The sequence below is a fragment of the Proteus sp. fly-1013 genome (assembly GCF_040140245.1).
In the GTDB taxonomy this organism is placed as follows: Bacteria; Pseudomonadota; Gammaproteobacteria; order Enterobacterales; family Enterobacteriaceae; genus Proteus; species Proteus mirabilis_B.
In genome coordinates, this window is sequence record NZ_JBEEWD010000003.1 from 25,942 (window position 1) to 40,894 (window position 14,953).

The window sequence follows — 14,953 nt, forward strand, 5'->3', positions numbered from 1 at the left end:
GCAATACTTCGAAAGCATAACAGAAAGTCTTTCGTAGATCTGTGGTGCTGTGACAATATTAATAGAGAAAAGTGGCAAAATAATCGTTTGTTTTCGATAGAGTTTATTATGGCTAATCAAAATAAAGGTCTTACCCGAATCATCAAAGCTGGTGGCTATTCATACAAAGGCATTCGTGCCGCTTGGATTAATGAAGCCGCTTTTAGACAAGAAGCAATTGTGACCTTGGTTGCAATTATCCTTTCATTTTTCATCGATGTCAGTGGTCTAGAGCGCATTTTACTTATTGGTTCCGTTGTATTGGTTGTGATCTTGGAACTGGTAAACAGTGCAATAGAAGCCGTCGTCGATCGAATTGGATCTGAATACCACGAATTATCCGGACGTGCAAAAGATATGGGTTCTGCCGCCGTTCTGATTGCTATTATATTGGGATTATTTACTTGGGTAACCATTCTTTGGGGGCATTTCTTCGCATAAAGTTAAAAAATTCGATTTTTGTCGAAAAATAATCCAAAGATGCGTGTTTTATATTCATTTAAGGTTTCAAATCGTCATATACCTGTATATACTCACAGTCTGACTGTATAAACAAACAGGGGGCGGAATGAAAGCATTAACTGCAAGGCAGCAGCAGGTTTACGATTTGGTTCGTGATCACATTTCGCAAACGGGTATGCCACCAACACGGGCTGAAATAGCTTCCCAACTTGGGTTTCGCTCACCAAATGCGGCAGAAGAGCACTTGAAAGCTCTTGCTCGTAAAGGCGTGATAGAAATTGTCTCTGGTGCATCCAGAGGTATCCGTTTGCTAATGGAAGAAGAGCCAGAAGGACTGCCATTAATTGGGCGAGTCGCTGCTGGTGAACCACTTTTAGCACAAGAGCATATTGAAAGCCACTATCAAGTTGACCCAATGCTATTTAAACCAAGTGCAGATTTTTTATTGCGCGTTAATGGTATGTCGATGAAAGATATTGGTATTATGGATGGCGATTTACTTGCTGTGCATAAAACGCAAGATGTTCACAACGGGCAAGTTATTGTGGCTCGTATTGAAGATGAAGTGACAGTAAAGCGCTTTAAGAAAAGCGGTAATAAAATTGAACTTCATGCAGAAAACTCAGAATTTTCACCTATTATCGTCGATTTACGCGAACAAAGCTTTACTGTGGAAGGTTTAGCTGTAGGGGTTATTCGGAACGGCGAATGGCTGTAATTTATACCAAAGTAAGTCAATACAACTTATTTTAAAAAGATGCAGATGATGTGTAAAACCACAAAATCATCTGCATTTTTTATTTCTAATTTGTATAAAAAAACACCATCGCACTACAAATGTAATTACAATATGATGTGTTTTAATTACGGAGGTGCTTATGACAACGATACAAGTTAGAGTAGACGATGAGCTCAAAAAATAAGCTTATCAAGTATTTGAAAAAATGAACCTGTCTCCTTCAGATGCCATAAGATTATTTCTACGTTATGTTTCTGAAAATGAAAAATTACCTTTCTCAGAAGTTTCTGTCGTTGTTGGGGAGCTGGATGAAGATGAGGATATTTTAGCTGTTGTACGTGAACGTTTGAAAAAACCAAGTAAACGTATAAGAGTAAATATTAATGATCTTTAATATTGAGTTTGATAATCGTGCCTTGAAAGAATGGCAGAAACTCGATCAAAGCATTAAAGAGCAGTTTAAAAAGAAATTAAAAAATTGCAGGAAAACCCTTATATAGAGTTAGCTCGCTTAAAAGGTGATCTCGCGGGTTGCTATAAGATTAAATTACGAGCATCTGGTTTTCGATTGGTTTATCAAGTTATTGATTCTGAAGTTATGATTTTAGTTATTGCTGTTGGTAAATGTGAAGAGAGTAAAGCTTATTCATTAGCTGAAGTGAGAATTCAAAAGAACAACATGTATTAGCCAGCATTTAGCTGGCTTTTTGTTTTTATAAGCTCAACGAGGCTTATAGTCGCCGGTTTTTTTCTGTTTAAGATTATCATCCATACTGTGATCATGATGACAACCTTCAGGATGTGTACACTCTTGTGCTTCGTGGCACTGTGAACATAATCCATGAATTTCGATGACACTGTGTCGTAAATGAAATCCACTCTCTTTTGCTAGTAATGAAATTGCATCTTCGATTTTATGGCTATTCTTTTCAGTGACAGATAAACAGCGGTCACAAATTAGCATTACTGACGTATGTTCAACATCATCAAAATGATGGCAAAGCACATAACTGTTAGTGGATTCTATTTTATGGATAAATCCTTGCTCAAGTAAAAACTCTAACCCACGATAGACAGTAGGTGGTTTTGCTTGTGGCTCAACTTGGCGTAATAAATCCAATAAATCGTATGCGCTGATAGCAGAAGGTTGCTGCATAATCAGACGTAATACTGCCAGACGTTGTGAAGTCAGGCGAACACCTCGTTTCTGGCAGATCTTTTCTGCCTGAGCGAGCAATTTCTCTTCATTCATGGGGATAAGATGCTCTCAGACGTTGTTAATGACACAGATCCTATCATATTTTTCAAGAGTAAACCTTTGTGTAAAGTGGGGTTTTATGAAAATAACTGTGGCATTACGTCCTTTTTTAAAAGTATCTGTTGTTAGATAAAAGAACATGTTTTCTTTCAATATAAAGAATGAGTCTTTAGAAAGAGAGATAAACACATGAAAAGTTTATTGTGTAGAGCGAATTTATTCTATGTAAACCGGATTGTTTTATATGGAGAAATGGTTTTTCATGATGATAAATACTGATAACCAGCAACAAAAAACCCAGCCTGAGCTGGGTTAGTTTTTTAGATGATTTTAGATAAATTGTTCCGAAATACGATCAGAACGGGATATCGTCATCAAAATCCATTGGTGGTTCATTATTTGGCGCTGGTGCCGCAGCAGGTTGTTGTGCTGGGCGAGATTGTGCACCACCGCTAAATTGTTGTGATGCTTGTGGCTGTTGTGGTTGACCCCAACCGCCTTGGCCGCCTTGAGAAGGAGCGCCATCTTGACCACCACGGCCGCCTAACATCTGCATTGAGCCACCAATGTTAACAACAACTTCAGTGCTATATCTGTCTTGACCGCTTTGGTCTTGCCATTTACGTGTTTGTAACTGACCTTCGATATACACTTGTGAACCTTTACGCAGATATTCGCCTGCAATTTCCGCTAATTTGCCGAAAATTACCACACGGTGCCACTCGGTTTTTTCTTTCGTTTCACCGGTTTGTTTATCGCGCCAGCTTTCTGATGTTGCCAGTGTTAAGTTGGCAACTGCACCGCCACTTGGCATATAACGGATTTCTGGATCCTGCCCTAAATTACCGATAAGAATAACTTTGTTTACGCCTCTGCTCGCCATGTGAGGTACTCCTGCGAAAGTAAATTTTTTGAAATCATAAGCGAATAAGTTTATCACGTACGCTAAAATTTGAATATGACGTGTGATGAATTTCTCAATTGTGAACATTGTCGAAATTTTTCTGTCTCAAAATGACAGAGTTACATCACCATTCAATTTCACTATATATACTGTATATCCATTCAGTTAACTTTGTGTCATAATTATCCGATTCTTTCTTTTTCGGCGACTCTCTCAATCCGGGATATATTCATGGATAAAATCGAAGTACGGGGCGCTCGCACCCATAATCTAAAAAATATCAACTTGATCATTCCTCGCGATAAACTAATTGTTATTACGGGGCTTTCTGGTTCAGGTAAATCTTCTTTAGCCTTTGATACGCTTTATGCAGAGGGGCAGCGACGCTATGTGGAATCGCTTTCTGCTTATGCTCGTCAGTTTCTTTCGTTGATGGAAAAACCTGACGTTGACCATATTGAAGGTTTATCTCCCGCTATTTCGATTGAGCAGAAATCTACGTCGCACAACCCACGCTCGACGGTGGGAACGATTACAGAAATTCACGACTACCTACGTCTCTTATTTGCACGTGTTGGTGAACCTCGTTGTCCTGATCACGACATTCCGCTCGCCGCTCAGACGGTCAGCCAAATGGTTGATAATGTACTTGAGCAACCTGAAGGCAAGCGCTTAATGCTTTTAGCACCAGTGGTGAAAGAGCGTAAAGGCGAGCATATTAAGTTACTTAATAATCTTGCCGCTCAAGGTTATATTCGTGCTCGTATTGATGGTGAAGTGTGCGATCTCTCTGATCCACCAACATTAGAATTACAGAAAAAACATACCATTGAAGTGGTTATTGACCGCTTTAAGGTTCGTGACGATCTGGCTCAACGTTTAGCTGAATCATTTGAAACTGCATTAGAGCTTTCTGGTGGTACCGCCGTTATCTCTGATATGGATGATAGCAATGCAGATGATATTGTTTTTTCTGCAAACTTTGCTTGCCCGGTTTGTGGTTACAGCATGAGCGAGCTAGAGCCTCGTTTATTCTCCTTTAATAACCCCGCTGGTGCTTGTCCAACTTGTGATGGCTTAGGTGTTCAGCAATTTTTTGATCCTGAATTAGTGATCCAAAATAGAGAGATCTCTCTTGCTGGTGGCGCAATTAAAGGATGGGATCGTCGTAATTTCTACTATTTCCAGATGCTTCGCTCATTGGGTGAACATTATCATTTTGATGTTGAAGCGCCATTTGATTCGTTACCAGATAATATCCAGAAAGTCATTTTAACGGGTTCAGGCAAAGAGAATATTGAATTTAAATACACAAACGATCGTGGCGATGTTGTTGTTCGTCATCATCCTTTTGAAGGTGTATTAAATAATATGGAACGCCGTTACCGCGAGACAGAATCTAGTGCGGTGCGTGAAGAACTTTCTAAATATATTAGTAATCGCTCATGTGCCTCTTGTGGTGGTACACGTTTACGCCGAGAAGCACGTCATGTGTATGTTGAAAATACAACATTGCCAGAAATAGCCGATTATAGCATTGGTCATGCAATGACCTTTTTCCAAAATCTGAAATTGAGCGGTCAACGCGCGAAGATTGCAGAAAAAGTCTTAAAAGAGATTAGTGACCGACTAAAATTCTTGGTAAATGTGGGATTAAATTACCTTACACTTTCTCGTTCAGCTGAAACATTATCAGGTGGTGAAGCACAACGTATTCGTTTAGCAAGCCAGATTGGTGCGGGATTAGTTGGTGTTATGTATGTGCTGGATGAACCTTCAATTGGCTTGCATCAACGAGATAACGATCGCTTACTTGAAACGCTGATCCATTTACGTAATTTGGGTAACACTGTGATCGTTGTTGAGCATGACGAAGATGCTATCCGTGCCGCTGATCATGTTATTGATATTGGACCTGGTGCGGGTGTTCATGGTGGTGAAATTGTCGCTCAAGGGACTCTTGAAGATATCATTAATAACCCGAATTCATTAACGGGGAAATTCTTAAGTGGTGAGCGGCGTATCGCAATTCCAGAGCAACGTGTACCTGTTGATCGCGAAAAAATGCTGACTATCCTTGGCGCAAAAGGCAATAACTTAAAGAATGTAAATCTGAAATTACCAGTAGGTTTATTTACCTGTATTACAGGTGTTTCAGGATCAGGTAAATCAACGCTTATCAACGATACGTTATTCCCTATTGCCCAACGCCAATTAAATGGGGCTACAAATAGTGTACCAGCGCCTTATTTAGATGTTGAAGGGCTAGAGTATTTCGATAAAGTTATTGATATCAACCAAAGCCCAATTGGTCGTACTCCTCGTTCAAACCCTGCAACTTACACCGGTGTCTTTACACCTATTCGTGAGTTATTTGCGGGTGTACCTGAATCTCGTACTCGTGGTTATACGCCGGGTCGTTTCAGTTTCAACGTCAAAGGTGGTCGTTGTGAGGCTTGCCAAGGCGACGGTGTCTTAAAAGTTGAAATGCATTTCTTACCTGATGTGTATGTACCTTGTGATCAATGTAAAGGTCAGCGTTATAACCGTGAAACCCTTGAAGTTAAATACAAAGGAAAAAATATTCACGAAACGTTGGATATGACCATTGAAGAGGCGAGAGAGTTCTTTGATGCCGTACCTGCATTAGCTCGTAAACTACAAACATTGATTGATGTTGGTCTTTCTTATATTCGTTTAGGACAATCAGCTACGACTTTATCGGGCGGTGAAGCACAGCGGGTTAAGTTAGCAAAAGAGTTGTCAAAACGTGGAACAGGACAGACTCTCTATATTCTCGATGAGCCTACAACAGGGCTTCACTTTGCTGATATTGAATTGTTGCTTGAAGTTCTTCATCAGTTACGTGACCAAGGTAATACCATTGTTGTTATTGAGCATAATCTTGATGTGATCAAAACCGCGGACTGGATTGTCGATCTGGGTCCTGAAGGCGGAAGTGGTGGTGGTCAAATTTTAGTATCAGGCACACCAGAGCAAGTTGCAGAGTTTGAAGGCTCACATACTGCAAGATTCTTAAAACCAATCTTAGAGCGTGGTTATTAAGATTACATCACTTATTCCCTTATGATCTAAGCGCTACAGACAATAAACGCTTTACTGTTTGTAGCGCGCTTTCTTCAAGAAAAGTAAATCCGTGAAGGATGATAGAATTTAATTCTATCGAAAAAAGCATTCTCTTTTGGTTATACACTTCCTTATCTATTTTTATCTTATTAATCGCTCTTTTTGATAAAAAGCAGATTAAATGGTTAATTATGCTGTTTTGTAACAGTATTTTAACTAAATACGAGATAACAAAGCTAAATAGAAAGGATTATCATAGTATATCGTGATGGACAGCACAGTTTATTTGGTGATTTGTTTCAATTGTTATACTTGACTATTATTGTATAACAATAGTTCTTTTTCATTATTAATCAATGTGTTGTGTCTTTATAAAGGTTACAATAGAGGGAAGGTTATTATTTACTGTGCTCTTTGAACAGATAATCCTACTTTTCTCCTTACGATAGAATTTTTTTCCAAATCATTTCGGGCTATCACGATTTATAACAACTTTTTTCTCCGTAATATTCCCTATCATTTACCCCATAATAAATAATACCTGCAAAGAGTAAGGCTATTTCGACATCGCAATGTTAGATAGACTTTTTTACCCCCAAAAATTCGTTTTGCTATTAACAATTACAATATAAAAAGTGAGTACTAATATGGAAACGGCTTCCTCAAAAACAGAGACCACAAGCTATCCCGCAACTAGTGCTGGCGCTCGCCGCGCAGGTATGACTGAACAAGAATGGCGTGCGGCAATTAAATTCGACGGCAATGATGTGGGCTGGGTTATCATGAGTATCGGTATGGCTATCGGTGCAGGTATTGTGTTTTTACCTGTGCAGGTGGGTCTGATGGGATTATGGGTTTTCCTACTATCCTCGATCATTGGTTATCCGGCTATGTACCTTTTCCAACGTCTATTTATTAATACGTTGGCTGAATCTCCAGAGTGTAAAGACTACCCAAGCGTTATCACCGGTTATCTCGGTAAAAACTGGGGTATCTTATTAGGTGCGCTCTACTTTGTGATGTTAGTCATTTGGATGTTTGTTTACTCAACAGCAATCACTAATGACAGTGCTTCTTACTTACAAACATTTGGTGTTACTGAAGGTTTACTGTCAGAAAACCCATTCTATGGTTTGATCCTGATTTGTGCGTTAGTGGCTATCTCTTCTCGTGGTGAACAATTACTGTTTAAAGTATCAAGCTTTATGGTACTGACTAAACTGTTTGTTGTTGCAGCGTTAGGGATCTCCATGATTGGTATGTGGCATCTTTATAACGTAGGTGCATTACCACCAGCTGGACGTTTAATCAAAGAAGCAATCATTACATTACCTTTTACACTGACTTCAATTCTGTTTATCCAAACATTAAGCCCAATGGTTATCTCTTACCGTGGTCGTAATAAAAACCGTGAAGTTGCTCGTCATAAAGCGCTACGTGCAATGAACATCGCTTTCGGTGTGTTGTTCTGTACTGTTTTCTTCTATGCAATCTCATTCACATTAGCAATGGGTCATGATGAAGCGGTTAAAGCGTATGAGCAAAATATTTCTGCATTAGCGATTGCTGCGAAATTCTTCCCTGGTGGTTGGGTAACGGTTGTCAGCGTAATGCTGAACATCTTCGCCGTAATGACTGCGTTCTTTGGTGTCTACTTAGGTTTCCGTGAAGCGACACAAGGGATTGTGATGAACATCCTGCAACGTTATATCCCAGCAGAGAAAATCAACCAAAAATGGGTACAAAACGGCATCATGATTTTTGCTGTGTTACTGGCATGGGGTGCAATCATCCTTAATGCGCCAGTGCTGAGCTTCACTTCAATTTGTAGCCCAATCTTCGGTATGGTGGGTTGTCTTATCCCTGCATACTTAGTGTACAAAGTACCGATGTTACATAAATACAAAGGTGCATCACTTTACCTGATTATCTTTACCGGTTTACTGCTCGTTATCTCTCCGTTCTTGGCATTCTCATAGTCGCCAACTTCGGTTCTAGTTAGGAGTTGTTTTTAAAAACTAAATTAATCCAAGGTGTTAGATTATGAGCCAGAACAAAAATTCTCATTTATGGTCACAGTTTGTTCGTCAGTTACGTGAAGGTGTTAAACCCGCAGTAGGTTGTACTGAGCCGATTTCATTAGCATTGGCAGCCGCGAAAGCAACCGCACTTTTAGGCGAGCCTGTTGTTCGTGTCGAAGCTTGGGTTTCACCAAACTTGATGAAAAACGGAATGGGCGTAACAGTGCCGGGAACGGGAATGGCTGGGCTACCTATTGCAGCAGCATTGGGTGCGACAGGAGGAGATCCTGATGCAGGGCTGGAAGTCTTGTTAAAAGCATCCGCTGATGCAGTTGCTCAAGCTAAGACACTGGTTGCTCAAGGTAAAGTCACAGTGGGTGTAAAAGCGCCTTGCGAAGATGTTCTTTACTCTGAAGCGAAAGTGTATAGCCAATCTGGTTATGCCATCGTCAGTATCGCAAGAGAACATACACACGTTGTTCGTTGTGAATGTAACGGTAACGTTGTTTTTGAGGAAGATAAATCAGCGCTTACCAATAATTGCGAATGTACTGATGAAAAACCTTTTACTGATGTTTGTGCTGAAGATATTTACAACTTTGCACTTAATGTGCCAGTGAGCGAAATTGAGTTTATGCTCAATGCCGCTCGTTTAAATGGTGCTTTATCAGAAGAGGGGCTACAAAACACCTATGGATTAGCCATTGGTCGTACCTTAATTCTGCAACAAGAGAAGGGTTTGTTAGGTAAAGATTTACTTAATGAAATCATGATCAGAGCATCAGCCGCATCCGATGCTCGCATGGGGGGAGCGGTATTACCTGCAATGAGTAATTCAGGCTCAGGCAATCAAGGGATTGCTGCAACATTGCCTGTGATGGTTGTTGCTGAATTTATCAAAGCTGATGATGAAACCTTACTGCGTGCGTTGGTTTTATCTCACTTAATGGCAATCTATGTTCATAGCCATTTTCCACCTCTTTCCGCCCTTTGCGCTGCAACAACCGCTTCAATGGGAGCAGCCGCAGGAATGGCATGGTTACTCACAAAAGATTTCACCACGGTCAGTATGTCTATCAACAGTATGATTGGTGATATCAGTGGCATTATCTGTGATGGCGCATCGAATAGCTGTGCAATGAAAGTATCAAGTAGTGCAGCGAGTGCTTATAAAGCGGTATTAATGGCGATGCAAAATCAAAGTGTTGCGGGTACTGATGGTATTGTCAGTGACGATGTCGATAGCTCAATAGCGAATCTCTGTGCATTAGCCAGTCGTGCAATGCAACATACAGATATTCAAATCATTGAGATTATGGAAGAAAAAGCGCGTCGTAATGCTGGGGAAAAGAAGCAAGCTGTCAATATATAAAAGGCGAAAACCTAAAACGACAGTGATGTTGTTATGCAGTAAAAAGAAATACCTGCTTATGAGAATAGGCAGGTATTTTTTTATCATGAAATCACGTTGATTAGCTTAGATACTTACAGCGGCAAAGGCTTGAGCAATGCGTTGAACATTACCTGTATTAACACCTGCCATACAAACACGACCTGTACCGACAAGATAAATACCAAATTCATCACGTAATCTATCAACTTGTGCTTGTGTAAAGCCGGTATAGCTAAACATACCGCGTTGAGTTAATAGATGATCAAAATTCTTTTCAGGCAGGGCAACTTTTAAAGCTTCGACTAAAGTCACGCGCATCTCTTTAATACGGTCACGCATATGTGCGACTTCTTTTTGCCATTGTGCAGTTAAAACTTGGTCTGATAGCACTTTATTGACAATTTGTGCACCATAGTTTGCAGGGCTTGAATAGATACGGCGTACACCCGCTTTTAGCTGACCCAGTACGTGTTCGCATTCAGTGGCATTCTCACAAACAATGGATAATCCGCCTGCGCGTTCACCGTAGATCCCAAATATTTTTGAAAAAGAGTTACTGATAAGTATCGGTAATCCTGCTTTTGCCATAGTACGAATAGCATAAGCATCTTCATCTAAATTTTCGGCAAAGCCTTGATAAGCAATATCTAAGAATGGAATTGCTTGGCGAGCTTTTAATACTTCAGTGACTTGATCCCATTGATCTTTAGTCAGATCGGAGCCAGTTGGGTTATGGCAACAAGGGTGCATCAATACAATGCTTTTTTCAGGCAGTTTTTTAAAGCAATCTAACAGAGCTTCAAATTTTACGCCTTTGGTTTCAGGATCAAAGTAAGGGTAGTGATTCACTTTGAAACCTGAGCCCGCAAAAATAGAACCATGATTATCCCAAGTTGGATCACTTATCCACACTTCTGATCCTGGGAAATAGCGATGCAGAAAATCAGCACCCACTTTTAATGCACCTGATCCACCTAATGTTTGGATTGTGGCAATTTTCTTTTCTGCAATTAGAGGATTATCTGCACCGAAAAGGAGATCTTGAATTTCGCTACGATAAGGTGCGAGCCCTTCCATTGGTAAATAAAGTGTTGCGGTGGGTGTCATGGCATTGAGTTGCTGACGTGCAACTGAAACTGTTCCTAAAATAGGGGTCTTGCCTTCTTCGTCATAATAAAGACCAATGCTTAAATTAATTTTATCCTGACGTGGGTCTTTGTTATAAACATCCATCAATGAGAGAATCGGATCTCCCGGAAACGCTTCAACCTGTTGAAACACGGCTTCTTCTCCAATCACTTTTAGTGTGTCATAGGGATACAATATCGTGTGTATTATTGTTCGTCTAGGTATTCCATGATGACGCGCGAGGTTAATTTGGTAATCAACTCATAGGCGCTAATACCACTATATTTGGCAATTTCTTCTACGGGCAACACATCTCCCCATAAAATAGCTTCATCACCAACACTATCAATCAGTTCAGTGCCCAAATCGACGCTGATCATATCCATCGAAACACGCCCAACAATAGGCACTTTTCGACCATTGATCCACACTGGAGCACCTGAAGGTGCGCTACGAGGATAGCCATCACCGTAGCCAATCGCGATCACACCAAGATAAGTGTCTTTTTCACTTATCCATGTGCCGCCATAACCAACAGGCTCACCAGCTTTATGCTTACGAACAGCAATAAGGCTTGTTTTTAGCGTCATTGCAGGGGTTAAACCAAAGTCTTTGCCCGTTCTTTCATCACCAGTAGGAGAGATACCATAAGTGATAATGCCGGGGCGAACCCACTGATAATGGACTTGAGGCCAAAATAAAATACCCGCGGAAGCTGCGATAGACTTATCACCGGCTTTATCTTGAATAAAATCTTGAAACAGTGAGATTTGTTTTTGTGTCGCTTCAGGAACATCTGGTTCATCAGCACGACTAAAATGGCTCACAATATTGACAGGTTGTTGTACATTTTTACAGGCGGAAAGCCGTAAATAAAAGGCTTGTGCGTCTTCAGGACGTACTCCTAAACGATGCATACCCGTATCGATTTTCATCCATACTTTAACGGGTTCATCTAAATCAGCCTGTTCTAATGCTTCTAATTGTTCTTGACTATGAACAACGGTTTCAATGTGGTTGACGACTAAAATCGGTAGGTCAACGACATCAAAAAAGCCTTCTAACAGAAGAATGGGTTTTACAATACCCCCACTGCGTAAGGTTAATGCTTCACCAATACGTGCAACACCAAAACAATCAGCATTATCCATTAAGGTATATGCTGTTTCTAATAACCCATGACCATAAGCGTTTGCTTTCACGACAGCTATCAGGTGGCTATGTGGGGCATAGTCTCTCACATGCTGAAAATTGTGACGCAGAGCGCGGCGATCTATCACTGCGGTTGCCGCTTTCATATTATTCCAATACTTCCTTTAATTAAGTCAAGGTTAGTGATTATTCATCGTCGTAAGCAGGGCCAGCATAGTTATCAAAGCGTGACCATTGACCGTTAAAGGTAAGCCTTACCGTACCAATTGGGCCGTTACGTTGTTTACCGATGATGATTTCTGCAACACCTTTTAAATCGCTACTTTCGTGATAAACCTCGTCGCGGTAAATAAACATGATAAGGTCAGCATCTTGCTCAATAGAGCCTGATTCACGTAAGTCGGAGTTAACAGGGCGTTTATCAGCACGTTGTTCCAAACTACGGTTTAACTGTGATAGAGCAACCACGGGAACTTGTAATTCTTTAGCTAACGCTTTTAAAGAACGAGAAATTTCAGCAATTTCTAGTGTTCTGTTTTCAGATAATGAAGGTACTCTCATTAGCTGCAAGTAGTCAATCATGATAAGGCTTAAACCGCCATGTTCACGATAAATTCGACGAGCACGAGAGCGTACTTCTGTTGGTGTTAAACCCGACGAGTCATCGATATACATATTACGTTTTTCAAGCAAAATACCCATCGTGCTTGAAATACGTGCCCAATCTTCATCATCAAGCTGACCAGTACGAATTCTTGTCTGATCAACGCGGGATAATGACGCCAACATACGCATCATGATCTGGTTGCCGGGCATCTCTAAGCTGAAGATAAGTACAGGTTTTTCTTCTGTCATTGCCGCATTTTCACATAAGTTCATGGCAAATGTGGTTTTACCCATAGAAGGACGTGCCGCGACAATAATTAAATCGGATTTCTGTAATCCTGCGGTTTTCTTATCAAGATCTTGATAACCACTTGAAACCCCTGTGACACCATCATGAGGTTTTTGATAGAGCTGTTCTATTTTCTCAACGGTCTCTTCTAAAATTGCCTCTATCGCTTTTGGGCCTTCGTCTTTATTGGCACGAGTTTCAGCAATTTGGAACACTCTTGATTCAGCGAAGTCGAGTAGATCTTCACTGGTGCGCCCTTGAGGATCAAAACCGGCATCTGCAATTTCGTTGGCGACTTTTATCATATCGCGAACCACTGCACGCTCTCGGACGATATCCGCATAAGCATTGATGTTTGCTGCACTTGGCGTATTTTTTGAAAGCTCAGCTAAATAAGCAAAACCACCTACACTGTCTAGCTCGGCATTTTGTTCTAATGCTTCTGATAGCGTAATAAGGTCGATAGGTTTACCTAATTCCAGCAAGCGTTGCATTTGCGAGAAAATAGTACGATGAGGTCGACTATAAAAGTCTTCTGCGGTGACACGTTCAGAAACATTATCCCAACGTTCATTATCTATCATCAGACCGCCTAACACGGACTGCTCTGCTTCCAGCGAATGGGGAGGTAGCTTTAATCCCTCCATTTGTCGGTCTTTGATATCAGACATCAGCTTGTCAGTGGTCTTATTTCTGGCCATAAATCCTGCATAAAAATCGAAAAAGTGTCAGTACGCTCTAGTATACGCTAACCCAATTATCTGTGCCTTGTAGAAATAGCTATCCTTTGTCATTATCTCTAAAGGTCTTTAGAGCTCGCTTATTTAACCCTTCATCCTATAAGGAGATAGCAATGGCTAAACGTATTCAATTTGCAGCTCATGGCAGTGCTGATGTTCTCGAACTAGCAACATTCACACCAGCTCCTCTTGGTGATCACGAAGTTCAGGTTGCCAACAAGGCAATTGGTATTAACTATATTGATACTTATGTACGTAGCGGGTTATACCCTGTAAGCCAATTCCCTAGTGGATTAGGTACTGAAGCCGCAGGCATTGTTATTAAAACAGGTGCTAAAGTGACTTCACTAAAAGAAGGGGACAGAGTTGTGTATGCACAATCTCCGCTAGGGGCTTATAGCGATACGCATAATGTACCAGAAAATAAAGTGGCACGTCTGCCTGATAATATCTCTTTTGAACAAGCGGCAGCCTCTTTCTTAAAAGGATTAACGGTTTATTATCTCTTCAATGAAACCTATAAATTACAAGCAGGTGAAACCTTCTTATTCCACGCAGCTGCTGGTGGTGTTGGTTTAATTGCGAGCCAATGGGCGAAAGCAATTGGTGCAAAAATGATTGGTACAGCAGGTAGTGATGAAAAAGTTGCCAAAGCAAAAGCCGCAGGCGCATGGGAAGTGATTAATTACCAGACTGAGTCGATTGTAGAACGTGTTTTGGCACTAACGAATAACCAAAAAGTACCTGTTGTTTATGATTCTGTTGGTAAAGCAACTTGGTTAGATTCATTAGACTGTTTACAGCATCGTGGCTTAATGGTGAGTTTTGGTAACGCATCAGGTGCAGTAACTGGTGTTGATTTAGGTATTCTCAATAAAAAAGGCTCTTTGTATGTCACGCGCCCATCTATTTCGGGTTATATCACAACACGTGAAGAGCTAGATGCTGCAAGTGAAGCGTTATTTGCGTTAATTGGTAGCGGTAAAATTGATGTCAGTGTGCCAGATAATCAGAAATTTGCGTTAGCAGATGCGAAAGATGCACACCGTTATCTTGAAAGTAGACAATCTCAAGGATCAAGCTTACTTATTCCTTAATGATTGTTTGTAAGATTTAAAACCTGTTTGAAATCCAT

General features: G+C 40.6%; 11 protein-coding genes and 2 pseudogenes. 8 read left to right on the forward strand and 5 right to left on the reverse strand.

Annotated features, from left to right (window positions below; genetic code table 11):
* Positions 1–108 precede the first annotated feature (108 nt).
* The 4 genes and pseudogenes from ABN236_RS06765 (at position 109) to ABN236_RS06780 (ending at position 1,928) form a co-directional block, all read left to right on the forward strand.
* On the forward strand, positions 109–480 hold the full coding sequence (locus ABN236_RS06765) for a diacylglycerol kinase (RefSeq protein WP_006536373.1): 372 nt from the start codon (positions 109–111) through the stop codon (positions 478–480).
* 127 nt (positions 481–607) lie between these two features.
* Entirely contained in the window at positions 608–1,219 is a 612-nt protein-coding gene (lexA, locus tag ABN236_RS06770) for a transcriptional repressor LexA (protein ID WP_349473632.1), read from the forward strand.
* Positions 1,220–1,379: 160 nt separating this feature from the next.
* Positions 1,380–1,634 (forward strand): annotated as a pseudogene (locus tag ABN236_RS06775) (type II toxin-antitoxin system RelB/DinJ family antitoxin).
* Positions 1,624–1,928: pseudogene (locus ABN236_RS06780) on the forward strand (type II toxin-antitoxin system RelE family toxin). Before ABN236_RS06775 ends, ABN236_RS06780 begins: the two co-directional pseudogenes overlap by 11 nt.
* A gap of 33 nt (positions 1,929–1,961) precedes the next feature.
* Here the strand turns inward: ABN236_RS06780 and zur are convergent.
* Both zur and ssb1 read right to left on the reverse strand, forming a co-directional pair.
* On the reverse strand, positions 1,962–2,492 hold the full coding sequence (gene zur, locus ABN236_RS06785; RefSeq protein WP_088494416.1) for a zinc uptake transcriptional repressor Zur: 531 nt from the start codon (positions 2,490–2,492) through the stop codon (positions 1,962–1,964).
* Between the two features lie 361 nt (positions 2,493–2,853).
* Entirely contained in the window at positions 2,854–3,381 is a 528-nt protein-coding gene (gene ssb1, locus ABN236_RS06790) for a single-stranded DNA-binding protein SSB1 (protein WP_193015488.1), read from the reverse strand.
* A gap of 252 nt (positions 3,382–3,633) precedes the next feature.
* Between ssb1 and uvrA the strand changes: the two genes are divergently transcribed.
* The 3 genes from uvrA (at position 3,634) to ABN236_RS06805 (ending at position 9,882) form a co-directional block, all read left to right on the forward strand.
* A complete protein-coding gene (gene uvrA / locus ABN236_RS06795) occupies positions 3,634–6,468 on the forward strand; it encodes an excinuclease ABC subunit UvrA (protein ID WP_349473633.1) in 2,835 nt (944 codons plus the stop codon).
* Between the two features lie 668 nt (positions 6,469–7,136).
* On the forward strand, positions 7,137–8,468 hold the full coding sequence (locus ABN236_RS06800) for an SLC5/6 family protein (protein WP_088494419.1): 1,332 nt from the start codon (positions 7,137–7,139) through the stop codon (positions 8,466–8,468).
* A gap of 64 nt (positions 8,469–8,532) precedes the next feature.
* Positions 8,533–9,882: an L-cysteine desulfidase family protein gene (locus tag ABN236_RS06805; RefSeq protein WP_088494420.1), complete on the forward strand. Its 1,350-nt coding sequence runs from the start codon at positions 8,533–8,535 to the stop codon at positions 9,880–9,882.
* A 105-nt stretch (positions 9,883–9,987) separates the two neighbouring features.
* Here the strand turns inward: ABN236_RS06805 and ABN236_RS06810 are convergent, their stop codons facing one another.
* The 3 genes from ABN236_RS06810 to dnaB are packed head-to-tail and all read right to left on the reverse strand — an operon-like array spanning position 9,988 to position 13,779.
* Positions 9,988–11,184, reverse strand: coding sequence for an amino acid aminotransferase (locus ABN236_RS06810; RefSeq protein ID WP_088494421.1), 1,197 nt, complete (start codon positions 11,182–11,184; stop codon positions 9,988–9,990).
* Positions 11,185–11,237: 53 nt separating this feature from the next.
* Entirely contained in the window at positions 11,238–12,329 is a 1,092-nt protein-coding gene (alr, locus tag ABN236_RS06815) for an alanine racemase (RefSeq protein ID WP_349473634.1), read from the reverse strand.
* 40 nt (positions 12,330–12,369) lie between these two features.
* Complete coding sequence (gene dnaB / locus ABN236_RS06820; RefSeq protein ID WP_036934568.1) at positions 12,370–13,779, reverse strand: replicative DNA helicase; 1,410 nt, start codon at positions 13,777–13,779, stop codon at positions 12,370–12,372.
* Positions 13,780–13,931: 152 nt separating this feature from the next.
* Here dnaB and ABN236_RS06825 point away from each other — a divergent pair, with 152 nt between their 5' ends.
* On the forward strand, positions 13,932–14,915 hold the full coding sequence (locus ABN236_RS06825; protein ID WP_349473635.1) for a quinone oxidoreductase: 984 nt from the start codon (positions 13,932–13,934) through the stop codon (positions 14,913–14,915).
* The last annotated feature ends 38 nt before the right edge of the window (positions 14,916–14,953 follow it).